At 71.0% G+C, this 22,192-nt stretch carries 20 protein-coding genes; 13 read left to right on the top strand and 7 right to left on the bottom strand.

All coding sequences use genetic code 11. The features are described 5' to 3' along the window. Nucleotides 1-10: 10 nt before the first annotated feature. On the bottom strand, nt 11-2,107 hold the full coding sequence (gene tkt, locus JOD46_RS11625) for a transketolase (protein WP_204394467.1): 2,097 nt from the start codon (nt 2,105-2,107) through the stop codon (nt 11-13). Nucleotides 2,108-2,389: 282 nt separating this feature from the next. On the opposite strand from tkt, the gene JOD46_RS11620 reads away from it, so the two are divergent. Both JOD46_RS11620 and JOD46_RS11615 read left to right on the top strand, forming a co-directional pair. After that, nucleotides 2,390-3,310, top strand: a complete 921-nt coding sequence (locus JOD46_RS11620) for a heme o synthase (RefSeq protein WP_204394465.1) — start codon at nt 2,390-2,392, stop codon at nt 3,308-3,310. Nucleotides 3,311-3,504: 194 nt separating this feature from the next. Then, nucleotides 3,505-3,927: an endonuclease domain-containing protein gene (locus tag JOD46_RS11615; protein ID WP_204394463.1), complete on the top strand. Its 423-nt coding sequence runs from the start codon at nt 3,505-3,507 to the stop codon at nt 3,925-3,927. A gap of 95 nt (nt 3,928-4,022) precedes the next feature. Here the strand turns inward: JOD46_RS11615 and JOD46_RS11610 are convergent, their stop codons facing one another. Continuing rightward, entirely contained in the window at nt 4,023-4,961 is a 939-nt protein-coding gene (locus tag JOD46_RS11610) for a COX15/CtaA family protein (RefSeq protein ID WP_204394461.1), read from the bottom strand. A gap of 252 nt (nt 4,962-5,213) precedes the next feature. On the opposite strand from JOD46_RS11610, the gene sufB reads away from it, so the two are divergent. From sufB to JOD46_RS11580, 6 genes are all read left to right on the top strand, one after another. After that, a complete protein-coding gene (gene sufB, locus JOD46_RS11605) occupies nt 5,214-6,632 on the top strand; it encodes a Fe-S cluster assembly protein SufB (protein ID WP_204394459.1) in 1,419 nt (472 codons plus the stop codon). A 30-nt stretch (nt 6,633-6,662) separates the two neighbouring features. Continuing rightward, complete coding sequence (sufD, locus tag JOD46_RS11600; protein WP_417281511.1) at nt 6,663-7,817, top strand: Fe-S cluster assembly protein SufD; 1,155 nt, start codon at nt 6,663-6,665, stop codon at nt 7,815-7,817. A gap of 1 nt (nt 7,818) precedes the next feature. After that, complete coding sequence (locus JOD46_RS11595) at nt 7,819-8,145, top strand: non-heme iron oxygenase ferredoxin subunit (RefSeq protein ID WP_204394455.1); 327 nt, start codon at nt 7,819-7,821, stop codon at nt 8,143-8,145. A gap of 65 nt (nt 8,146-8,210) precedes the next feature. Then, a complete protein-coding gene (sufC, locus tag JOD46_RS11590; protein WP_204394453.1) occupies nt 8,211-8,978 on the top strand; it encodes a Fe-S cluster assembly ATPase SufC in 768 nt (255 codons plus the stop codon). Between the two features lie 20 nt (nt 8,979-8,998). Beyond that, nucleotides 8,999-9,328, top strand: coding sequence for a metal-sulfur cluster assembly factor (locus JOD46_RS11585; protein ID WP_204394451.1), 330 nt, complete (start codon nt 8,999-9,001; stop codon nt 9,326-9,328). A 92-nt stretch (nt 9,329-9,420) separates the two neighbouring features. Next, complete coding sequence (locus tag JOD46_RS11580; RefSeq protein WP_204394449.1) at nt 9,421-10,245, top strand: class I SAM-dependent methyltransferase; 825 nt, start codon at nt 9,421-9,423, stop codon at nt 10,243-10,245. 43 nt (nt 10,246-10,288) lie between these two features. On the opposite strand, the gene JOD46_RS11575 is transcribed toward JOD46_RS11580, so the two are convergent. From JOD46_RS11575 to JOD46_RS11560, 4 genes are all read right to left on the bottom strand, one after another. After that, the gene (locus JOD46_RS11575) at nt 10,289-10,519 is read right to left on the bottom strand and encodes a hypothetical protein (RefSeq protein ID WP_204394447.1); all 231 of its coding nucleotides are present in this window, start codon (nt 10,517-10,519) and stop codon (nt 10,289-10,291) included. After that, entirely contained in the window at nt 10,519-10,965 is a 447-nt protein-coding gene (locus tag JOD46_RS11570; protein WP_204394445.1) for a GNAT family N-acetyltransferase, read from the bottom strand. Before JOD46_RS11570 ends, JOD46_RS11575 begins: the two co-directional genes overlap by 1 nt. Then, the gene (gene valS, locus JOD46_RS11565; RefSeq protein WP_204394443.1) at nt 10,962-13,556 is read right to left on the bottom strand and encodes a valine--tRNA ligase; all 2,595 of its coding nucleotides are present in this window, start codon (nt 13,554-13,556) and stop codon (nt 10,962-10,964) included. The genes JOD46_RS11570 and valS overlap by 4 nt, the downstream gene beginning before the upstream one ends. A 165-nt stretch (nt 13,557-13,721) precedes the next feature. Then, complete coding sequence (locus tag JOD46_RS11560; protein ID WP_307835018.1) at nt 13,722-15,071, bottom strand: MFS transporter; 1,350 nt, start codon at nt 15,069-15,071, stop codon at nt 13,722-13,724. Nucleotides 15,072-15,175: 104 nt separating this feature from the next. On the opposite strand from JOD46_RS11560, the gene JOD46_RS11555 reads away from it, so the two are divergent. The 5 genes from JOD46_RS11555 (at nt 15,176) to ndk (ending at nt 21,312) form a co-directional block, all read left to right on the top strand. Continuing rightward, the gene (locus JOD46_RS11555; protein ID WP_307835017.1) at nt 15,176-15,526 is read left to right on the top strand and encodes a GntR family transcriptional regulator; all 351 of its coding nucleotides are present in this window, start codon (nt 15,176-15,178) and stop codon (nt 15,524-15,526) included. 236 nt (nt 15,527-15,762) lie between these two features. Next, nucleotides 15,763-19,077 carry an isoleucine--tRNA ligase gene (ileS, locus tag JOD46_RS11550; RefSeq protein ID WP_239562733.1) on the top strand — a complete coding sequence of 1,105 codons (3,315 nt, stop codon included), beginning with the start codon at nt 15,763-15,765 and terminating at the stop codon, nt 19,075-19,077. Then, complete coding sequence (locus JOD46_RS11545) at nt 19,074-20,438, top strand: bifunctional folylpolyglutamate synthase/dihydrofolate synthase (protein ID WP_204394441.1); 1,365 nt, start codon at nt 19,074-19,076, stop codon at nt 20,436-20,438. Before ileS ends, JOD46_RS11545 begins: the two co-directional genes overlap by 4 nt. Then, nucleotides 20,435-20,893, top strand: coding sequence for a DUF4233 domain-containing protein (locus JOD46_RS11540; protein ID WP_204394439.1), 459 nt, complete (start codon nt 20,435-20,437; stop codon nt 20,891-20,893). Before JOD46_RS11545 ends, JOD46_RS11540 begins: the two co-directional genes overlap by 4 nt. Continuing rightward, nucleotides 20,890-21,312, top strand: a complete 423-nt coding sequence (gene ndk / locus JOD46_RS11535; protein WP_204394437.1) for a nucleoside-diphosphate kinase — start codon at nt 20,890-20,892, stop codon at nt 21,310-21,312. The genes JOD46_RS11540 and ndk overlap by 4 nt, the downstream gene beginning before the upstream one ends. A 128-nt stretch (nt 21,313-21,440) precedes the next feature. Here ndk and JOD46_RS11530 read toward each other — a convergent pair whose 3' ends face one another. Beyond that, on the bottom strand, nt 21,441-22,064 hold the full coding sequence (locus JOD46_RS11530) for a vitamin K epoxide reductase family protein (protein WP_204394435.1): 624 nt from the start codon (nt 22,062-22,064) through the stop codon (nt 21,441-21,443). Nucleotides 22,065-22,192: the final 128 nt, after the last annotated feature.

Genomic DNA, 22,192 nt, shown 5'->3' with positions numbered 1-22,192 from the left:
ATGCTCGCGCTCACGCGGAGGCGAGCGATTCCTTCGCGGCGGCGACGACGGCCTCGGCCGTGATCCCGAACTCGCGGAACAGCGTCTTGTAGTCGGCCGAGGCGCCGAAGTGCTCGATCGAGACTGCGCGGCCGCGCGTGCCGAGGTAGCGGTACCAGCTGAGCGCGAGGCCGGCCTCGACGCTCACGCGCGCGGTGACCGAGGCCGGCAGCACCGACTCGCGGTACGCGGCATCCTGCTCCTCGAACCACTCGAGGCTCGGCGCGGAGACGACGCGCGCGGCGACGCCGTCGGCGGCGAGCTGCTCGCGGGCCGCGAGCGCGACCTGCACCTCGGAGCCGGTGGCGAGGATGATCACGTCGGGCGTGCCCGACGCGGCGTCGGCCAGCACGTACGCGCCCTTGCCGACGTTCGCGGCCGAGGCGAGCGTGTCACCGGATGCCGCGCCCTCGCCCCGCTCGAACACCGGGATGTTCTGGCGGGTCAGCGCGATGCCGGCAGGGCCGCCGCGGCGCGTGAGGATCTCGAGCCACGCGTACGCGGTCTCGTTCGCGTCGGCCGGGCGCACCACCGAGAGGTTCGGGATGGCGCGCAGCGACGAGAGCTGCTCGATCGGCTGGTGCGTCGGGCCGTCCTCGCCGAGCGCGACCGAGTCGTGGGTCCAGACGAAGATCGACGGGATGCCCATGAGCGCGGCCAGGCGCACGGCGGGGCGCATGTAGTCGCTGAAGATCAGGAACGTGCCGCCGAACGCGCGGGTCGGGCCGTGCAGCACGATGCCGTTGAGGATCGAGCCCATGGCGTGCTCGCGAATGCCGAAGTGCAGCACGCGGCCGTACGGGTTGCCGGCGAACTCGTGCGTCGACCACTGCTTCGGGATGAACGACGCGGCGCCGTTGATCGTGGTGAGGTTCGACTCGGCGAGGTCGGCCGACCCGCCCCACAGCTCGGGCAGCTGCGCGGCGAGTGCGTTGATGACCTTGCCCGATGCGGCGCGCGTCGAGACATCCGTACCCGGTTCGAAGACCGGCAGCGCGGACTCGAGGCCCTCGGGCAGCTCGCCGGCCTCGAGGCGGTCGAGCAGCGCCTTGCGCTCGGGGTTGGCCGCGGCCCACGCGTCGAACGCCTGCTGCCAGGCGGCCTTGGCCTCGGCGGCGCGGTCGCGCGCGTTGCCGCGCGTGTGCTCGATGACCTCGTCGGCGACCACGAAGTGCTGGTCGGGGTCGAAGCCGAGCACCTCCTTGGTGGCGGCGAGCTCGTCGGCGCCGAGCGCCGAGCCGTGGATCTTGCCGGTGTTCTGCTTGTTGGGCGCGGGCCATCCGATGATCGTCTTCAGGACGATGATCGAGGGCTTGCCGGTCTCGGCCTTCGCGGCCTCGATCGCGTCGTTCAGCTCGGCGACGTCTTCGATGTACTGACCGGTCTTCTTCCAGTCGACCGTCTGGACGTGCCAGCCGTACGCCTCGTAGCGCTTGGCGACATCCTCGGTGAAGGCGATGTCGGTGTCGTCCTCGATGGAGATCTGGTTCGAGTCGTAGATCACGACGAGGTTGCCCAGCTGCTGGTGGCCGGCGAGCGAGGAGGCCTCGCTCGTCACGCCCTCCTCGAGGTCGCCGTCGCTCGCGATCACGTAGACGTGGTGGTCGAACGGGCTCTCGCCCGCGGGCGCCTCGGGGTCGAACAGGCCGCGCTCGTAGCGCGCCGCGTAGGCGAAGCCCACCGCGGAGGCGAGGCCCTGCCCGAGCGGGCCGGTCGTGATCTCCACGCCGTCGGTGTGTCCGTACTCGGGGTGGCCGGGCGTCTTCGATCCCCACGTGCGCAGGGCCTCGAGGTCGGAGAGCTCGAGGCCGTCGCCCGCGAGGTAGAGCTGGACGTACTGGGTCAGCGAGCTGTGGCCCGCCGACAGGATGAAGCGGTCGCGCCCGAGCCAGCGGTGGTCCGCCGGGTCGCGGCGCATGACCTTCTGGTAGAGCAGGTAGGCGACGGGGGCGAGGCTCATCGCCGTGCCGGGGTGGCCGTTGCCGACCTTCTCCACGGCGTCGGCGGCGAGCACACGCGCCGTGTCGACCGCGCGGTCGTCGATGGGGTCCCAGTGCAGAGGTGCCACGGGTAGCTGTTCCTTCCGGTTGTGACGGGCGTCGGGGAGCTCGGTGACGCTCCCGACCCGCCGGGAAACGCGACGGCGCGGTGGAGCCCGGCGACCGATCCGGTCATGCGTGAGGTGGAGTTGCACGTCGAATCCGCGCCACCGGGCGCGCTGGCTTCAGTATATGGAGTCGCCCTCACTGTATGACGGGGGTTGACGGGTCCCGCCGGCGGCGGAGGGATGTCCTAGAATCGAACGGGATGCGCGCGCCCGCCGTTCGCGCGCGCCCCGGAAGAGGAATCCATGCAGGCCGCTCCCATCACCCGTGAAGCTCGTCCGACGACGAGCGTGCGACGCAAGGTCGCCGCCTACGTCGCCCTCACCAAGCCCCGGGTGATCGAGTTGCTCCTCGTCGTGACCGCACCGACGATGATCCTCGCCTCGAACGGGCTGCCCGACCTGTGGCTGCTGATCGCCACGCTCATCGGCGGCGCGATGAGCGCCGGATCCGCGGGTGCGTTCAACTGCTACATCGACCGCGACATCGATCGCGTCATGCGGCGCACGCGGGGTCGACCGCTCGTGACGGGCGAGCTCACCGACCGCGAGGCGCTCGTGTTCGCGTGGGCCCTCGGAATCGCCTCGATCGTGTGGCTGGGCGTCTTCACCAATTGGGTGGCGGCGGGGCTGTCGTTCCTCGCGATCCTGCTCTACGTCGTCTTCTACAGCCTGATCCTCAAGCGCCGCACGGCGCAGAACATCGTCTGGGGCGGCGTCGCCGGCTGCATGCCCGTGCTGATCGGCTGGGCGGCCGTGACCGGCAGCCTCGACTGGGCGCCGTTCATCCTGTTCCTGATCATCTTCCTCTGGACGCCGCCGCACTACTGGCCGCTGTCGATGAAGTACCGCGAGGACTACGCCGCCGCCGGCGTGCCCATGCTCGCGGTCGTGCGCGGCCGCGCGCAGGTCGGCCTCCAGGTCATCCTCTACGCGTACGCGACGGTCGCGGCCTCGCTGCTGCTCATCCCGATCGCGGGCATGGGCCTGCTCTACTCGAGCGTCGCGCTGGTCACCGGAGTCTGGTTCATCGCCGAGTGTCACCGGCTCTACAACCTCGCCATCCGGGGGGTCGAGGTCTCGCCGATGCGCGTCTTCCACGGCTCGATCGTGTACCTGTCGCTGCTGTTCCTCGCCGTCGGGATCGACCCGCTGCTGCCCTTCTAGGCCTGGCCTCGCGCGCCGCAGTGCCGGAGATCGCCACATCTCCGGGCGAGATCCGCGCCGGCCGACCGGCCGCGTGGTGATCACCGGTGCTGCGGTGCGGCCGACCCGTCCTCCAGACCGCGGCCGTGCTCGAAGGTTCCACGGATCGCCCGGTTCCGTCGTGCGCGGGCGCCCGACGCGGTCAGGCTCGGGCCATGGCAGATCTGGAGCACAGCGTGCGGCGCGTGGGCGGCGTGGCACGGATGACGACCCTGCAGTCCGCCGGGCACAGCCGGCACCACCTGCGGCGGGCGCTCGACGCCGCGACCCCGTACTCGGATTCGGGCCTCGAGACGCTCCTCCGCACGCGGTTGCGCTGGCTCGACGTGCGGATCCTCGCGCAGGCCTGGATCGAAGGCCACCGTGTCGACTTCCTGATCGGCGAGCGACTCGTCGTGCAGATCGACGGCGGGCATCACGTGGGCGGGCAGCGGGTCGCCGACAATGCGCACGACGCCGCGCTGCTCGTGCGCGGCTATCAGGTGATCCGGGTGGGGTACCGTCAGGTCGTCGAGGACTGGCCGGCGGTGCAGGAGGTCATCACGCGCGCGGTCGCGCAGGGGCTCCACCGGCGGTGAGCCCCACCACGGCTCCGGAGATCACCGCGGCACCGGGGCCGATCAGGGTGTTCGACCCGGAGACACGGAGATCTCCGAAGCTGCGGCGACCCAGGTCAGCGGGCGGATGCCGCGACGGCCGCGTCGGCCGCCTCGGCGGGCGCCGACGCCGGCCGCTTGAGCTTCAGCACGAGCACCGTCATGCTCGCGGCCGTGAGCGCGGCGAGCACCATGTGCACGCCGACCGCGAGCGGCGGCAGGCCGTTGCGGGCCTGGTAGAGCCCGATCGCGATCTGGACGAGCTCGATCGCGAGGAGCCCGGCCGCCCAGCGCAGGGTCGGCAGCCGCAGTCGCCACGCGCCCACCACGAGCACGAGCGTGAGGACGAACAGCGCGTAGCCGGGCCACGCGTGCACGTGCTCGAGCACCTCGGCGTTGAAGCCCGTGCGGCCCGCGTCGGGGTCGCCCGAGTGCGGGCCCGAGGCGGTCGTGAGCACGCCGAACACGATGGAGACGGCGAGCACCGCGGTGGTCGCGTGCGTGAGCGTCGCGTACCAGCGGGGCACGGCGAGCTCACGCGGACCGGGCACGGCGCCGAGGCGCACCAGGTACGCGGCGGTGACGCACACGAGGAGGAGCGAGGCGACGTAGTGGAAGCCCACGATGAAGGGGTTCAGGCCGGTCCACACCGTGATACCGCCGACGACGGCCTGCGCGACGATGCCGAGCACGACGATGACCGCGAGGGTCCAGAGGTCGCGCCGCTCGCGCCGCAGCCGCCAGATCGAGAGCACCACGAGCAGCGCGACGATGCCGACCACGCCCGTCATCAGGCGGTTGCCGAACTCGATCATGCCGTGGATGCCCATCTCGGGCGTCGTGACGAGCGAGTCGGCCGTGCAGAGCGGCCAGGTCGGGCAGCCGAGGCCCGAACCGGTCAGACGCACGGCGCCGCCCGTGCCGATGATGATGGTCTGCGCGAGGAAGGACAGCCACGCGACCACGCGCACGCGGCGGTCGATGCGGTCGGGCAGCCAGGCGGTGACGCGGTTCACGGCTCGTCGATTCCTGATCCGGGTCGGAGTGGGAGGGTTCTGGGAGTCGGGACTCCGGGACCTTCGACCCTATAGACTTGAATGGTCGGCAGCGCCCGATGCGCGCGCCTCGGCGGGCCCATGGGTGCACTGCCATTGTAGGTTCGCGACGAAGCCACCCGCACATCACCCCACGACCGCAGCGGCACCTCGACCGTCGGTCGGGGATGGGCCGGACTGATAGCCGGTGCGCGGGAGGAGAAGAGGGAGAGCATGACGGACGTACTCATCGACCGCCCCGAGTTGGAGGGGCTCGGCACGTACGAGTTCGGCTGGGCCGACTCCGACGTCGCCGGGGCATCCGCTCGACGCGGCCTGTCGCCTGAGGTGGTGGCCGACATCTCTCGGCTGAAGGACGAGCCCGAGTGGATGCTGCAGCGTCGCCTGCGCGCACTCCAGCTGTTCGACCGCAAGCCCATGCCGAGCTGGGGCGCCGACCTGTCGGAGATCGACTTCGACAACATCAAGTACTTCGTCCGCTCGACCGAGAAGCAGGCCCAGACCTGGGAGGACCTGCCCGAGGACATCCGCAACACCTACGAGCGCCTCGGCATCCCCGAGGCCGAGCGCCAGCGCCTCGTCGCGGGCGTCGCCGCGCAGTACGAGTCCGAGGTCGTCTACCACCAGATCCGAGAGGATCTCGAGGAGCAGGGCGTCATCTTCCTCGACACCGACACGGCGCTCAAGGAGCACCCCGAGTTCTTCGAGGAGTACTTCGGCACGGTGATCCCCGCCGGCGACAACAAGTTCGCGGCGCTGAACACCGCGGTGTGGTCGGGCGGCTCGTTCGTCTACGTGCCGAAGGGCGTGCACGTCGAGATCCCGCTGCAGGCCTACTTCCGGATCAACACCGAGAACATGGGCCAGTTCGAGCGCACGCTGATCATCGCCGACGAGGACAGCTACGTGCACTACATCGAGGGCTGCACGGCGCCGATCTACAAGTCCGACTCGCTGCACTCGGCGGTCGTCGAGATCATCGTGAAGAAGAACGCGCGCGTGCGCTACACGACCATCCAGAACTGGTCGAACAACGTGTACAACCTGGTCACCAAGCGCGCGGTCGCGCACGAGGGCGCGACCATGGAATGGGTCGACGGCAACATCGGCTCGAAGGTCACGATGAAGTACCCCTCGATCTTCCTCATGGGCGAGCACGCCAAGGGCGAGACGCTCTCCGTCGCGTTCGCGGGCCCGGGCCAGCACCAGGATGCCGGCGCCAAGATGATCCACATGGCGCCGTACACGCAGTCGTCGATCGTGTCGAAGTCGATCGCGCGCGGCGGCGGCCGAGCGGGCTACCGCGGCGAGGTCCGGGTGGATGCCAACGCGCACCACTCCGCGAACACGGTGCGCTGCGACGCGCTCCTGGTCGACACCATCTCGCGCTCCGACACGTACCCGGCGATCGACATCCGCGTCGACGACGTCCAGCTCGGCCACGAGGCCACGGTCTCCAAGGTCAGCGAGGAGCAGCTGTTCTACCTCATGTCGCGGGGCCTGCCCGAGGACGAGGCGATGGCGATGATCGTGCGCGGCTTCATCGAGCCGATCGCGCGCGAGCTGCCCATGGAGTACGCGATGGAACTCAACAAGCTCATCGAGATGGGCATGGAAGGATCGGTCGGCTGACCCATGAGCACGACGATGCAGAGCACCGCCATGCCCACCGCGGAGCAGCACGGCCTCCGAGCCCATTCCGACGGCGGGTTCGCGCCCGTCCAGACCCGTTCCGAGCGCTTCCGCTCGACGCAGGTCGCCGACTTCGCCCCGGTCACCGGCCGCGAGCACGAGTGGAAGTACGCGCCCGTCGCGGCGTTCGCCGACCTCACCTCGGGTGAGCTCGACGGTGCGCGGCTCGAGGTCGAGTCGACGGATGCCGCGGGGGTCGCCCTCTCGTGGGTCCCGCGCGACGACGAGCGCATCGGCCGCGCCGGCACGCCCGAGGACCGCGCTTCGGCGAACGCGTGGTCGAGCTTCGTCGAGGCGCTGCTCGTCTCGGTCTCGGGCGAGGAGGCGAAGGCCGTCACGGTCACGCGCTCCGGCCTCGGCACCGCGCCGCGCGCGGCGCACACCGTGATCGAGGCCGCGCCCAACAGCCGCGCGCTCGTGGTGCTGCGCGGCACGGGCGATGCCCGGCTCGCCGAGAACGTCGAGATCCTCGTCGGCGAGGGTGCGAACCTCACCGTCGTGTCGCTGCAGGAGTGGACCGACGACTCGGTGCACCTCGCGAGCCACTTCGCGCGCATCGGCCGCGACGCCAAGCTCAAGCACATCGTCGTCTCGCTCGGCGGCAAGGTCGTCCGGGTGAACCCGTCGACGCACCTCGCCGAGCAGGGCGGGGACGTCGAGGCGCTCGGCCTCTACTTCTCCGACGCCGGCCAGCACCTCGAGCAGCAGGTCTTCGTGCACCATGACGCGCCGCACACGCGGTCGCGCGTGACGTACAAGGGCGCGCTGCAGGGCGAGGGCGCGCGCAGCGTGTGGATCGGCGACGTGCTGATCGGCAACGCCGCGACCGGCACCGACAGCTACGAGCAGAACCGCAACCTCGTGCTCACCGACGGCACGCGTGCCGACTCGGTCCCGAACCTCGAGATCGAGACGGGCGACATCGAGGGCGCCGGCCACGCGTCGGCGACGGGCCGGTTCGACGACGAGCAGCTGTTCTACCTGCAGGCCCGAGGCATCCCGGAGGACGAGGCGCGTCGCCTCGTCGTGCGCGGCTTCCTCGCCGAGGTGGTCCAGCAGATCGGCGACGCCGAACTCGAAGAGCGCCTGATGGCGGCGCTCGAAGCCGAACTCCAGGGGAGCTGACATGGCATCCACTCGCGTGTGCGGGGTCGATGACCTCGCCGTCAATGAGGCCCAGCGGTTCGTCGTCGACGGCGTGCCGATCGCGGTCGTGAAGGATGCCGCGGGCGACATCTTCGCCATCGGCGACACCTGCACCCACGGCGACATCTCCCTCTCCGAGGGGTTCGTCGAGGACGACACGCTCGAGTGCTGGGCGCACGGCTCGAAGTTCTCGCTCGTCACCGGCAAGCCGCTGACGCTGCCGGCCTACGAGCCCGTGCCCGTCTACCAGGTCGAGATCACCGACGGGGGCGTCTTCATCGACCCCCAGGTGAAGCTCGCCGTCTGACGCCCGACTCCCACCGACCTCCGGCCCGCGCGGCCGACACCAACGAAAGAGACCACCGAAGCATCATGTCCGTGCTCGAGATCAAGAACCTGCACGTCAACGTCGAGACCGACCAGGGCACCCGCGAGATCCTCCGCGGCGTCGACCTGACCATCAACGAGGGCGAGATCCACGCCATCATGGGGCCGAACGGCTCCGGCAAGTCCACGCTCGCGTACACGATCGCCGGCCACCCGAAGTACACCGTCGTCGAGGGCGAGATCCTCCTCGACGGCGAGAACGTGCTCGAGATGTCGGTCGACGAGCGTGCCCGCGCGGGACTGTTCCTCGCGATGCAGTACCCCGTCGAGATCCCCGGCGTCACCGTCACCAACTTCCTGCGCACCGCGAAGACCGCGATCGACGGCCAGGCGCCGTCGATCCGCGGGTGGGTGAAGGATGTCCGCACCTCGATGGACAACCTCAAGATGGACACCGCCTTCGCCGAGCGCAACGTCAACGAGGGCTTCTCGGGCGGCGAGAAGAAGCGCAACGAGATCCTGCAGCTCGAGCTGCTGAAGCCGAAGTTCGCGGTGCTCGACGAGACCGACTCGGGCCTCGACGTCGACGCGCTGAAGGTGGTCTCCGAGGGCGTCAATCGGGCGCACGCCAACACGGGCCTCGGCATCCTGCTGATCACGCACTACACGCGGATCCTTCGGTACATCAAGCCGGACTTCGTGCACGTCTTCGTCGCGGGCCGGATCGCGGAGCAGGGCGGCCCCGAGCTGGCCGACCGCCTCGAGGACGAGGGCTACGACCGGTACCACGTGGCCGAGTCGGCCTCCCAGTAGGCGCGGGTAGGATTCCCTCCATGGTCACCTCACTCGCTCCCGAGCGGTACGACGAGATCAGCGAAGCGCTGAAGGATGTCGTCGACCCCGAGCTGGGCGTGAACATCGTCGACCTCGGGCTCATCTACGACCTCAACTGGGATGACGAGAACGACGCGCTCGTGATCAACATGACCCTGACCAGCGCCGGCTGCCCGCTCACCGACGTGATCGAGGAGCAGACGGCCGAGGCGCTCGACGGCACCGTCGAGCGGTTCCGCATCAACTGGGTGTGGATGCCGCCGTGGGGCCCCGAGCGCATCACCGACGACGGTCGCGACATGATGCGCGCGCTCGGCTTCGCGATCTGATCCGATCGCCGCGCGCGATCGACGAGGGAGGCACCCGCGGGTGCCTCCCTCGTCGTCTGTCCGGCCGCTCGCCGGGGGAATAGGCTCGTGCCATGCAGGCGACTCCCGAACCGCACGCCCGCGAGGGATACACGCACGGCCACCATGAGAGCGTCCTCCGGGTGCACGAGTGGCGGACGGTCGACAACTCCGCCGCGTACCTCGCGCCGCACCTGACGGCCGGCCTTCGGGTCCTCGATGTGGGGAGCGGCCCCGGAACGATCTCGATCGACCTCGCGCGACGCGTGCAGCCGGGGTCCGTCATCGGCATCGACGCCTCCGCCGAGGTCGTCGCGCGGGCGAACGGGCTCGCGGCGAGCGACGGCGTCGACAACGTCGAGTTCCGGGTCGGCGATGCGTACGCGCTGGAGTTCGAGGACGACAGCTTCGACGTCGTGCACGCCCACCAGGTGATGCAGCACCTCGCGAGACCCGTCGACGCGATGCGCGAGATCCGGCGGGTCCTCAGGCCGGGCGGTCTGCTCGCCGCGCGCGACGCCGACTACGGGGGCGTGATCTGGAGTCCCGAATCCGAGGGTCTCGCCCGCTGGCTCGAGCTCAACGACCGGATCTACGCGTGGAACGGGGGAGAAGCCCGGGCCGGGCGGATGCTGAAGGGGTGGGCACGCGCCGCCGGCTACGACCACGTCGAGGCGACCGGATCGGTGTGGGTGTTCTCGTCGGACCGCGACCGCGAGTGGTGGGGCGGCGCATGGGCGGACCGCGCGACGAAGTCGCAGTTCGCGGCGCACGCCATCGAATCGGGCCACGCGACGCACGCGGACCTCGAGGAGGTCTCGGCCGCCTGGCGTGCCTGGGCCGCCGACCCCGAGGGGTGGCTGCTCATGCCGCACGGCGAGATCCTCGCCCGCGCCTGAGCCTCGGCCCCGTCGGTCGACCGCCGCGGACCGGTCGCTCAGCTCACCAGTCGTCGTCGCCCGCGGGCGAGGCGCCGGTGTCGACCGGCCCGGTGGTCACCACGGTGCCGTCGTCGAGCTCGGCGATGGGCCGGCCCTCGGGCCAGGTGAGGGTCCAGTGCCGGCCCGACCCGTCGGCCGTGCTCGCCTCGGCCGCCGCGATGCGCGGTCGGAGGTCGGACGGCACGGAGGGCGGCGGCTCGTCGCCGAACGCCCAGCGGGTGCCGAGTCGCATCAGAGCTCCAGCTCGAACGGGATGGCGGGGCTGCGGCGGGCCACCTCGTCGGACATCCGCAGGCCGTCGGCGTCGGACGGGTCCGTCGACCAGTTGATGCGGGTCGCGTGCAGCTCGACCGCGAGCTCGCGGAGTCGTTCGAGCAGCTGGCGCGCGACGCCGTTGCGGCGGTGCGCGTCGACGACGTAGAGGTCGTCGACGACGAGCCCGATGCTGGCGTCGAGCGTGCGCGGCTCAGGGTGGAAGTGCACGAGGCCCACGGGCTCGCCCGCGTCGTCGATCGCGAGGACGGCGCGCAGGGCGCTGCGCGGGTCCTGGATCCAGCTCCAGACGATGAGCGCCTTGGTGTCGTCGAGGCGCCCGCCGCGCGCGGCGCAGTAGGCGTCGAACAGCGGCAGCCAGCCGAAGAAGTCGTTCTCGGCGACGTCGCGAACGGTCACGCTCATGCGCGGACCTCCTCTGCGGGCATCTCCAGTTCGACGTCGCGAACTTGCAGCTCGTCGGCGTCCGCGAAGTCGAGCACGGCGATGCGCCCCACGGCGCGCAGGTCGGCCTCCGCATGCTCGAGGAGCGCGGTGGCCGCCGCCGGTGCGGCGATCACGGCACGCGCCACGGGCACCTTCTGCGAGGCCTTCGCGTCGGTCTTGGCGCGGCGGATGCCGGTGAGCGCGAGGCTCGCGAGCTCGAGCAGCTCGACCCCGGCGTCGCCGCGTGCGGCGAGCTCGTCGAGCGTGGGCCAGGCGGCCAGGTGCACCGAGCCCTCGTTGGACCAGCGCCAGGCCTCCTCGGCGGCGAACGGGATCACGGGCGCGAAGAGCCGCAGCAGCACGCTGAGCGCCGTCTTCAGCGCGGCGACCGCCGACGCCTGCTCGTCGCTCGCCTCGCCGTAGGCGCGCTCCTTGACGAGCTCGAGGTAGTCGTCGCAAAAGGTCCAGAAGAACGACTCGGCGACCTCGAGCGCGCGGGCGTGGTCGTAGGCCTCGTAGGCGCGCGTGGCCTGGTCGACGACCGTGGCGAGCCCGGCGAGCATGCTGCGGTCGATGGGCACCGACACCGCGGCATCCGCCCGGCCCTCGAAGCCGAGGATGAACTTCGCCGCGTTCAGCACCTTGATCGCGAGCCGTCGGCCGATCTTGACCTGGGTCGGGTTCTGCGGGTCGAAGGCCGCGTCGGTGCCGAGGCGCGACGAGGCGGCCCAGTAGCGCACCGCGTCGGAGCCGTGCTGCTCGAGCAGGCCGGCGGGCGTCACGACGTTGCCCTTCGACTTCGACATCTTCTTGCGGTCGGGGTCGACGATGAAGCCCGAGATGGCGGCGTTGCCCCACGGCGAGACGCCGTGCTCGAGCTCGGCGCGCAGCGTGGTCGAGAACAGCCAGGTGCGGATGATGTCCTGGCCCTGCGGGCGCAGCGAGTAGGGGAACACGAGGTCGAACAGCTCGGGGTCGCGCTCCCACCCGGCCGCGAGCTGCGGCGTCAGCGACGAGGTCGCCCACGTGTCCATGACGTCGTGCTCGCCGATGAACCCGTTCGGCTGGTCGCGCTGCGACTCGTCGTAGCCGGGGGCCGGCATGGACGAGGGGTCGACGGGCAGCATCTCCTGCGTCGCCACGATGGGCGAGTCGAAGACCGGGTTGCCCTCGGCGTCGAGCGGGTACCACACGGGGATCGGCACGCCGAAGAAGCGCTGGCGCGAGATGAGCCAGTCGCCCGCGAGACCGCCGACCCAGTTCTCGTACCGCACGCGCATGAAGTCGGGGTGCCAGTCGATCTCGCGGCCGCGCTCGAGCAGCCGCTGCTTGAGGTCGGCGTCGCGCGCGCCGTTGACGATGTACCACTGGCGCGTCGAGACGATCTCGAGCGGGCGGTCGCCCTTCTCGAAGAACTTCACGGGGTGCGTGATGGCCTTGGGGTCGGCGAGCAGGTCGCCCGACTCGCGCAGCAGCTCGACGACGGCCTGCTTGGCCGAGAAGGCGGTCTTGCCCGCGAGCTTGGCGTAGGCCTCGCGACCCGCCTCGGAGGTGATCGCGTCGGGCGCCTCGGCGATGATGCGGCCGTCGAAGCCGATGATCGCGCGGTTCGGCAGGTCGAGCTCGCGCCACCAGACGACGTCGGTGACGTCGCCGAACGTGCAGATCATGGCGATGCCGGTGCCCTTGTCCTTCTGGGCGAGGTGGTGGGCCACGACCGGCACCTCGACGCCGAACACCGGCGTCGTCACGGTCGTGCCGAACAGCGGCTGGTAGCGCTCGTCGTCGGGGTGCGCGACGAGCGCCACGCACGCGGGGATCAGCTCGGGGCGGCTCGTCTCGATCTCGACGTGGCCGCCGTCGGGCTTCGCGAATGCGACCCGGTGGTAGTGGCCGGGCTGCTCGCGGTCCTCGAGCTCGGCCTGGGCGACGGCCGTGCGGAACGTGACGTCCCAGAGCGTGGGCGCGAGCGCCTGGTAGGCCTCGCCGCGCTCGACGTTGCGGATGAACGCGAGCTGCGAGGTGAACAGGGCCTCGTCGGCGATCGTGCGGTAGGTCTGCGTCCAGTCCACGGACAGGCCCAGCGCGCGCCAGAGCGCCTCGAACTGCTGCTCGTCCTCGACGGTGAGCCGCTCGCAGAGCTCGATGAAGTTGCGCCGGCTGATCGGCACCTGGTCGGCCGGCTTGACCGTCTTGCCCTCGGTGCCCTCGAACGGCGGCGTGAAGCCGGGCTGGTACGGCAGCGTCGGGTCGCACCGGACGCCGTAGTAGTTCTGCACGCGTCGCTCGGTCGGCAGGCCGTTGTCGTCCCAGCCCATCGGGTAGAACACGCACTTGCCGCGCATGCGCTGGAAGCGCGCCATCACGTCGGTGTGGGTGTAGGAGAAGACGTGCCCGATGTGCAGCGAACCCGAGGCGGTGGGCGGGGGCGTGTCGATCGAGTAGATCGACTCGCGCGTGGCGCCCTCACGCCGGAACCGGTACGTGCCGTCGGACTCCCAGACCCCGCCCCACTTGGATTCGAGGCCCTCGAGTGCGGGCTTGTCGGGGATGCGCGCGGTGTCGGTCATGATGCTCCGGTTCGGTATGTGCGGCACCGAGTCCATGGGGGTGCCTGAATGTGGACGCTCAAGCCTACCGGAGTCGTCCGATCCGTGCCGTGACCGGCCCGGACCGCCGGGCCGGGACAGGGCTGGCGGATGCCGCGGCCGCGCGCCGCGACATCCGCCCGATGCCTACGCGGCGACCGGCTCGACGACCTCGCGCCCGTCCTCGGAGATCGGGGCGTGGCGCATGCGCGCCGCGGCCCACGCCGAGACCAGCGTGATCGCCGAGAGGAGCGCGAGCACCACGCCGGGGTGCCACCACACGTAGCCGGTGGACTCGCCGAGCAGCGTCGTCACGAGCGGCACGAATCCCGACACCGCGGCGGCGACCGCGTACGCGACCGACAGGGCCGAGTAGCGGTAGTGGTCGGCGAACAGGTCGTTCATGAGTCCGCCGAGCGCGGCCCACGACATGGTCGGCAGGATGCCGCCGACGATCATGGTGCCCACGAGCACCGGGAAGCTCGCGAACTGCAGCAGCCAGTACATCGGGAAGGTGATCAGCAGCGTGCCGAGCGCGCCGTAGGCGACGACCTTCGCCGAGCCGATGCGGGTCGCCCACCAGCCGAACAGCGGGATGGTGACCAGCTGGAGCAGACCGCCGATCGTCGTCGCGACGAGGAGGTCCTGGAAGGTGAACCCGAGCGTGGTCACGCCGTAGTTGATCGTGTAGGTGTTCATCAGCGAGTACGAGCCGATGCCGAGCAGGGCCGCGCCGAACGCGACGAGCAGGGCCACGGGCTGCGCGCGGAACATCGCCGCGAACGGCACGCGGTCGCGCCGGTGCTCGGCGAGCACGGACTTGAACACGGGCGTCTCGTCGATCGAGATGCGCAGCCAGAGCGAGACCAGCAGCAGCGGGAACGCGAGCAGGAACGGGATGCGCCAGCCCCACGCCGCGAGCTCCTCGGCGGGCAGCGCGAGCGTCATGACGATGAAGACCACGGCCGAGAGGATCGAGCCCACGGGGGAGCCGAGCTGCGGCACGGCCGCGTAGAACGCGCGCTTGACCGGGTTGGCGTGCTCGGTCGCGAGGAGGATCGAGCCGCCCCACTCGCCGCCGAGCGAGAGTCCCTGCGCGACGCGCAGGAGGACGAGCAGCACGGCGCCGAGCCATCCGGCCTGCGCGTACGTCGGCAGGAGGCCGATGAGCCCGGTCGCGACGCCCATCACGCCGACCGTCCAGAGCAGCGTCGCGCGCCGGCCGATGCGGTCGCCCAGGTGGCCGAAGATCGCGGCGCCGATGGGACGCACCACGAACGCGACGCCGATCGTGGCGAACGCGGCGAGCGTGCCGCCGAACTGCCCGAGCGGATCGAAGAACAGCGGGCCGATGAAGTAGGCGCTGAAGTAGGCGAAGACGTAGAAGTCGAACGACTCCAGCGACGTGCCGATCATCGACGCCCACGCGACGCGTCGCGTCGTGGACGTGCTGGCGGGCAGGGGAGCCGGGGCCGGGGAGGGGGCTGCAGTGGTCACGGCTGACCATCCTGACAGCGACCGGCTGCCGCGACAAGGAACTTGTGCTATTCGCGCTAGCACATTCGATTGAATCCTGGCGCGGAACGGCGTAGCGTCGCCGCGTGCGCATCCACCTCGACGCGAGCGACGGCGGTCCGCTGTACGAGCGACTCGCCTCCTCGCTCCGCGCCGCGATCGTCGACGGCCGCGTCGGCTACGGCGAACGCCTCCCGGCCGCCCGCACGCTCGCCGAGCACCTCGAGCTCAACGTCCACACCGTGCTGCGCGCCTACCGGATGCTGCGCGACGAGGGGATGATCGAGCTCCACCCCGGGCGCGGCGCCGTCGTCGCCAAGCGGCTCGGCCACCGCACGGCGCTCGCCGGCGCCATCCACGACCTCGTCGACGAGGCGCGCCTGAACGGCGTGGACGCGCCCGCGCTCATCTCGCTGATCCGCGAGGCGTACCGCTGAGGCGTCCGGTACGCTGGAGGCCAACGACTGCGATCCGGCCATCACCGGGGAGTCTCCGGAAGAACGCGAGAGGGATGCCCCGGCATCCGGATCGTCACTAGAACCGGACGGGACCAGCCCGTCACAGCTGAGGAACGAGAGGCTCCGGCGTCGCCGGGGCAAGCGGGGTGGTACCGCGGTGGCGTTCGACGAGCGCACCGTCCTCGTGGAACCGGCGAATCCAGCAGGAGCGAGCGTTGTACCCCAAGGGCCAGGACCCCGAGCAGTCGTCCGTCACGCCGTCGCCCTCCTTCCCGGCGATCGAGCAGGACGTGCTCGCGCACTGGAAGGCCGACGGCACCTTCCAGGCGTCCATCGACCAGCGCGAGGGCGCCGAGGAATGGGTCTTCTACGACGGCCCGCCGTTCGCGAACGGCCTGCCGCACTACGGGCACCTGCTCACCGGCTACGCCAAGGACCTCTTCCCCCGCTTCCAGACCATGCGCGGCAAGCAGGTGCACCGCCGATTCGGCTGGGACACCCACGGCCTGCCCGCCGAGCTCGAGGCCGAGCGCCAGCTCGGCATCACCGACAAGAGCGAGATCGAGCGCATGGGCATCGCGGCCTTCAACCAGGCCGCGCGCGACGCCGTGCTCCGCTACACGAAGGAGTGGGAGGAGTACGTCACGCGCCAGGCGCGCTGGGTCGACTTCGAGCACGACTACAAGACCCTCGACGTCACCTTCATGGAGTCCGTGATCTGGGCGTTCAAGCAGCTGCACGAGAAGGGCCTCGCGTACGAGGGCCACCGCGTGCTGCCGTACTGCTGGCGCGACCAGACACCGCTCTCGAACCACGAGCTGCGCATGGACGACGACGTCTACAAGAACGTCCAGGACCAGACCGTCACGGTCACCTTCCCGCTCACGGGCGCGAAGGCCGAGTCGCTCGGCCTGACCGCGGTGCGCGCGCTCGCGTGGACCACCACGCCCTGGACCCTGCCGACGAACTTCGCGCTCGCCGTGGGGCCCGACATCGAGTACGCGGTCGTGCCCGCCGGCCCGAACGGCACCCCGGATGCGACGGTGCTCCGCGAGCGAGCGGGCGCCGCGGCATCCGACACCGAGGTCCTCGGCGCCGAGTACCTCATCGCGGTCGACCTCGTCGGCAACTACGCGAAGGACCTCGGCTACGACTCGGCCGAGGAGGCCCGGGCGGCCGTCGCGCGCACGGTGCGCGGCGCCGAGCTCGAGGGGGTCACCTACGACCGCCTCTTCGACTACTACGCCGACGTCGAGCGCTGGGGCCTCGAGCGCGCGTGGACCATCCTCGTCGCCGACTACGTCACGACCGAGGACGGCACGGGCATCGTGCACCAGGCTCCCGCCTACGGCGAGGAGGACCAGAAGGCGTGCGAGGCCGCCGGGATCCCGGTCGTCGTCTCGCTCGACGAGGGCGGCAAGTTCCTCCCAGAGGTGACGGATGTCGCGGGGCTGCTCTGGAGCGACGCGAACAAGCCGCTCACGCAGCTGCTGAAGGCCGAGGGCCGCCTGCTGCGCCAGGCGAGCTACGAGCACTCGTACCCGCACTGCTGGCGGTGCCGCAACCCGCTGATCTACCGCGCGGTGTCGAGCTGGTTCGTGCGCGTTCCGGACTTCCGCGACCGCATGGAGGAGCTCAACCAGCAGATCGAGTGGGTGCCGGCCAACGTCAAGGACGGCCAGTTCGGCAAGTGGCTCTCGGGTGCGCGCGACTGGTCGATCAGCCGCAACCGCTACTGGGGCTCGCCGATCCCGGTGTGGAAGAGCGACGACCCCGCCTATCCCCGCATCGACGTGTACGGCTCGCTCGAGGAGCTCGAGCGCGACTTCGGCCGCCTGCCGCGCAACCAGCACGGCGAGCCCGACCTGCACCGCCCGTTCATCGACGAGCTCACGCGCCCGAACCCCGACGACCCCACCGGCAGGTCGACGATGCGCCGCATCCCCGACGTGCTCGACGTCTGGTTCGACTCCGGCTCGATGCCCTTCGCGCAGGTGCACTACCCCTTCGAGCACCGCGAGTGGTTCGACACGCACAGCCCGGCCGACTTCATCGTCGAGTACATCGGGCAGACCCGCGGATGGTTCTACACCCTCCACGTGCTCTCGACGGCGCTGTTCGACCGGCCCGCGTTCAAGAACGTGGTCAGCCACGGCATCGTCCTCGGCAACGACGGGCAGAAGATGTCCAAGTCGCTGCGCAACTACCCCGATGTCAACGAGGTGTTCGACCGCGACGGCTCCGACGCGATGCGCTGGTTCCTCATGTCGAGCTCGGTGCTGCGCGGCGGCAACCTCATCGTGACCGAGGAGGGCATCCGCGAGGGCGTGCGCCAGCTCATGCTGCCGCTGTGGAGCACCTGGTACTTCTTCTCGCTCTACGCCAACACGGCGCGCGAGGGCGGCTACGAGGCATCCCGCCGCACCGACTCGACCGACGTGCTCGACCGCTACCTGCTCGCGAAGCTGCGCGACCTCGTCGAGGCGGTCACGGCCGACCTCGAGGAGTTCGACTCGCCGCTCGCGGCGCAGAAGCTGCGCGACTTCGCCGACGTGCTCACCAACTGGTACGTGCGCCGGTCGCGCGATCGGTTCTGGCAGGGCGTCGACGCGGATGGCACGGGCGCCGAGGCGTTCGACACCCTGTACACGGTGCTCGAGACGCTCACGCGCCTGGCCGCGCCGCTGCTCCCGCTCGTGACCGAGCAGGTGTGGCGCGGGCTCACGGGCGGCCGGAGCGTGCACCTGGCCGACTGGCCCGACGCCGCCGAGTTCCCCGCCGACCCCGAGCTGGTCGCGGCGATGGACGCCGTGCGCGAGGTCACGGGTTCGGTGCTCGCGCTGCGCAAGCAGGCGGGCCGCCGGGTGCGGCTGCCGCTCGCCTCGCTCACGGTCGTGACGGCGGATGCCGCGGCGCTCGCGCCGTTCGAGGCGATCCTCCGCGACGAGCTCAACGTCAAGCGCGTCGAGCTCGTGCAGCTCGACGAGTCGAGCGCCGCCGCCTACGGTGTGACCAAGCGACTCACGGTCAACGCCCGCGCCGCCGGCCCGCGCCTCGGCAAGCAGGTGCAGCAGGCGATCCAGGCCGCGCGTTCGGGCGACTGGTCGGTCGAGGGCGACGCGGTCGTCGCGGGCGGCATCGCGCTCGAGCCGGGCGAGTACGACCTCGTGCTCGAGGCGGGCGGCGCCGGCGGCGACGGCAGCGCGCTGGGCCTGCTGGCCGACGGCGGGTTCGCGATCCTCGACATCGCGACCACGCCCGAGCTGGAGGACGAGGGCCGGGCGCGCGACATCGTGCGGGCCGTCCAGGAGTCCCGGAAGGCCGCCGGGCTCGACGTCGGCGATCGCATCCGCCTGACGCTCGCGCTCGACGCGCCGAGCCTCGCCGCGGCGGTCGCGCACCGCGACCTGATCACGGGCGAGACCCTCGCGGTCGACCTCGACGTGCGCGAGCTCGACGACGCGACCGCCGACGCCACCAAGCCGCTCGCGGGCGGAACGCGCGTGCACATCAGGGTGGAGAAGGCATGAGCATCGAATCCACCCCCGACGAGCGCGACGCGGCCGACGCCGTGTACGCGGCCCTGCTCGCGCGGGTCGGCGAGTCGGCGCCGCAGCCCCGCCTCGACGCCACGCGGCGCGCGGTGGAACTGCTCGGCGACCCGCACCGCGCGGCGCCCGTCATCCACCTCACCGGCACCAACGGCAAGACCTCGACGAGCCGGATGATCGAGAGCATCCTCCGCGCCCAGGGCCTGCGCACGGGGCTGCTCACGAGCCCGCACCTCGTTCGGTTCACCGAGCGTATCCGCATCGACGGCGAGCCCATCGGCGACGAGGCCGTCGCACGGATCTGGGCCGAGGTCGAGCCGTTCATCGAGCTCGTCGACACCGAGCTCGCCGAGCGCGTCGAGGAGCCGCTGACCTTCTTCGAGGCCCTCACGGTGCTCGCGTTCGCGGCGTTCGCCGACGCACCCGTCGATGTGGTCGTCCTCGAGGTCGGCATGGGCGGCGAATGGGACTCCACGAACGTGGCCGACGGCCAGGTCGCGGTGTTCACGCCCATCGCGCTCGACCACCAGGCGCGCCTCGGGAACACGGTCGCCGAGATCGCGCGGACGAAGGCCGGCATCATCAAGCCGGATGCCGCGGTCGTGACCGCGTTCCAGGCGCCCGAGGCGCTCGAGGTCCTGCACGAGGTCGTGGCCGCCAAGGGCGCGAGCGTCGCGGTCGAGGGCGGCGCGTTCGCGGTGCTCGACTCGCGCGTCGCGGTCGGCGGCCAGCTCGTGTCGGTCCGCGGCCTCGCGGGGGAGTACCGCGACCTCGCGCTACCGCTCTACGGCCGCCACCAGGCCGAGAACGCCGCGCTCGCCATCGCGGCCGTCGAGGCGTTCCTCGGCGGGTCGGTGCGCCTGGCCGACGACGTGCTCGAGGAGGGGCTGGGCTCGGTGAGCTCGCCCGGCCGGCTGCACCCGATCTCGACCGAGCCGACCGTCCTGGTCGACGCGGCGCACAACCCGCACGGGGCCGCCGCGCTCGTCGACGCGCTCGGCGAGTACTTCGACTTCGACGAGCTCCTGATCGTCCTCGGCGTGCTCGGCGACAAGGATGCCTCGGGCATCGTGCGCGCGCTCGAGCCCACCGGCGCGCGGTTCCTCGTCACGCAGTCCGAGTCCGACCGGGCCGTGCCGGCCGGCGAGCTCGCGGCATCCGTCGCCGCCATCGTCGGCGCCGACCGCGTGGACGCGGCCGAGCGGCTCGACGACGCCCTCGACGAGGCCCGCGACTGGGCGTCGCGTGCCGAGAAGCGCGGCGTCGTCGTGACGGGCTCGATCACGCTCGTGGGTGACGCCCTCGCGATCGCCGAGAACCGCGAGTGGGTCGGGCGATGAGCGGCACGACCGCGGACGCCGCCGGCCCCGACGACGCGGGCGCGCCCCGGCGGCGCGCGCGGGCCGCGCGATCGGTCCGCCAGAGCCTCGCCTCGATCGTGCTCACGTTCGAGCTCGTGATCGTCTTCCTCGCCGCGCTGGTGATCTGGGGCCTCTCGCGCGACGGCGGCGGACCGTTCGGGTTGCCCGCGTGGGCCGTGCTGGTAGGCGGCGGCGTGGTCATCCTGCTGATGGCCGTCACGATCGCGCTCCTGCGATACGAGTGGGCCTACGCGCTCGGGTGGGCCCTGCAGGTGCTGATCCTCGCGTCGGGTCTGCTCAACCCGGCGATGTACCTCGTCGGCGTGATCTTCGGCGGCATGTGGGCCTACTGCATGATCGTCGGCGCACGCATCGACCGCGCCCGGGCGGCGGAGGCCGCCGCGGGTGAAGAACCAGGAAAGGAACCGGCATGACCACCGCGATCGAAGAGACCCTCGTCCTCATCAAGCCCGACGGCGTGGCCCGCAACCTCACGGGCGAGATCCTGCGGCGCATCGAGGCGAAGGGCTACTCGCTCGTCGACCTCCGCATGCTGCAGGCCGACCGCGACCTGCTCGCGGCGCACTACGCCGAGCACGAGGGCAAGCCGTTCTACGAGCCGCTCGTCGAGTTCATGCAGTCCGGCCCCGTCGTCGCCGTGCGCGTCGCCGGCAACCGCGTGATCGAGGGCTTCCGCGTGCTCGCGGGCACGACCGACCCCACGACCGCCGCGCCCGGCACGATCCGCGGCGACTTCGGTCGCGACTGGGGCTTGAAGGTGCAGCAGAACCTCGTCCACGGCTCCGACTCGGTCGAGTCGGCCGAGCGCGAGCTCGCGCTCTGGTTCGCCTGAGCCGCTGATGACGGCCGCGCGGGGCGGCGGGATCCGGTCGACGGATGCCGCCGCCCCGCGGCGTGCCCGGCCCCGAGCCGCGTGCCCGGTCCCGAGTGGCGTGCCCGGCTCCGGGCGGCGTGCCCGGTCTAGAACAGCGTCTGCAGGTCGCTGATCACGCGCGGGATGGCGTTCATCTGCAGCTGGGCGAGCAGGACCACCAGGACGTAGCACGCGATCGTGATCACCACGATCCAGTTCATGCCGACCGAGCCGACGCGTCGCACCGCGTCGTTGCCGCCGTAGACGCCCTCGCGGAGGTTGCGGAAGGTCACCGCCCAGAAGGTCGGGATCGTCACGGCCCACGTGAGCATGCACCACGGGCAGAGCACGTCGAGCACGTAGATGCTCTGCGCGATCAGCCAGATCACGAGGGCGAGGGCGCCCGTCATGCCGGCGTTCAGGCCGATCCAGAACCAGCGCGAGAAGCTCGCGTGCGCGAGCATCGCCATGCCGATCGTGATGACGACGGGCCAGGCCATGAGCCCGATGAACGGGTTCGGGAAGCCGAACAGCGATCCCTGCTGCGACGCGAGGTTGGTGCTGCAGCCTACGAGCACGCCCACGTTGCAGCCCGGCACGTAGCTGGGATCGGATAGCGTGAGGATCTTCTCGACCGACAGCTCGAAGGCCGCGAGGAGCCCGAGCGCCCCGGCGATGACGAGGAACACGGCGAACGCGACCGGTCGCGCCGGGCGGGGGGTGTCGGGCATGACCCGTATTCTGGCACGCCGATTCAACGCTCCGCTGGGAGAGCATGCGATAATCGGATGAGTCGTCCGGGCCGCGCCCGGTTCGACGCCAACGAGGGCTTTGAGGATGCACCGCATCCCATCCGCGG

The organism is Agromyces aurantiacus (genome assembly GCF_016907355.1).
Lineage (GTDB): Bacteria > Actinomycetota > Actinomycetes > Actinomycetales > Microbacteriaceae > Agromyces > Agromyces aurantiacus.
Note: the sequence above shows the minus strand (reverse complement) of the source record. Positions and strands in the feature narration are given on the sequence as shown.

What these genes read in the sequence shown, in the direction of transcription:
- JOD46_RS11620 (WP_204394465.1), top strand. Translation starts at nt 2,390, where the DNA reads ATGCAGGCCGCTCCCATCACCCGTGAAGCTCGTCCGACGACGAGCGTG.
- JOD46_RS11615 (WP_204394463.1), top strand. Translation starts at nt 3,505, where the DNA reads ATGGCAGATCTGGAGCACAGCGTGCGGCGCGTGGGCGGCGTGGCACGG.
- sufB (WP_204394459.1), top strand. Translation starts at nt 5,214, where the DNA reads ATGACGGACGTACTCATCGACCGCCCCGAGTTGGAGGGGCTCGGCACG.
- sufD (WP_417281511.1), top strand. Translation starts at nt 6,663, where the DNA reads ATGCCCACCGCGGAGCAGCACGGCCTCCGAGCCCATTCCGACGGCGGG.
- JOD46_RS11595 (WP_204394455.1), top strand. Translation starts at nt 7,819, where the DNA reads ATGGCATCCACTCGCGTGTGCGGGGTCGATGACCTCGCCGTCAATGAG.
- sufC (WP_204394453.1), top strand. Translation starts at nt 8,211, where the DNA reads ATGTCCGTGCTCGAGATCAAGAACCTGCACGTCAACGTCGAGACCGAC.
- JOD46_RS11585 (WP_204394451.1), top strand. Translation starts at nt 8,999, where the DNA reads ATGGTCACCTCACTCGCTCCCGAGCGGTACGACGAGATCAGCGAAGCG.
- JOD46_RS11580 (WP_204394449.1), top strand. Translation starts at nt 9,421, where the DNA reads ATGCAGGCGACTCCCGAACCGCACGCCCGCGAGGGATACACGCACGGC.
- JOD46_RS11575 (WP_204394447.1), bottom strand. Translation starts at nt 10,519, where the DNA reads ATGCGACTCGGCACCCGCTGGGCGTTCGGCGACGAGCCGCCGCCCTCC.
- JOD46_RS11570 (WP_204394445.1), bottom strand. Translation starts at nt 10,965, where the DNA reads ATGAGCGTGACCGTTCGCGACGTCGCCGAGAACGACTTCTTCGGCTGG.
- valS (WP_204394443.1), bottom strand. Translation starts at nt 13,556, where the DNA reads ATGACCGACACCGCGCGCATCCCCGACAAGCCCGCACTCGAGGGCCTC.
- JOD46_RS11545 (WP_204394441.1), top strand. Translation starts at nt 19,074, where the DNA reads ATGAGCATCGAATCCACCCCCGACGAGCGCGACGCGGCCGACGCCGTG.
- JOD46_RS11540 (WP_204394439.1), top strand. Translation starts at nt 20,435, where the DNA reads ATGAGCGGCACGACCGCGGACGCCGCCGGCCCCGACGACGCGGGCGCG.
- ndk (WP_204394437.1), top strand. Translation starts at nt 20,890, where the DNA reads ATGACCACCGCGATCGAAGAGACCCTCGTCCTCATCAAGCCCGACGGC.
- JOD46_RS11530 (WP_204394435.1), bottom strand. Translation starts at nt 22,064, where the DNA reads ATGCCCGACACCCCCCGCCCGGCGCGACCGGTCGCGTTCGCCGTGTTC.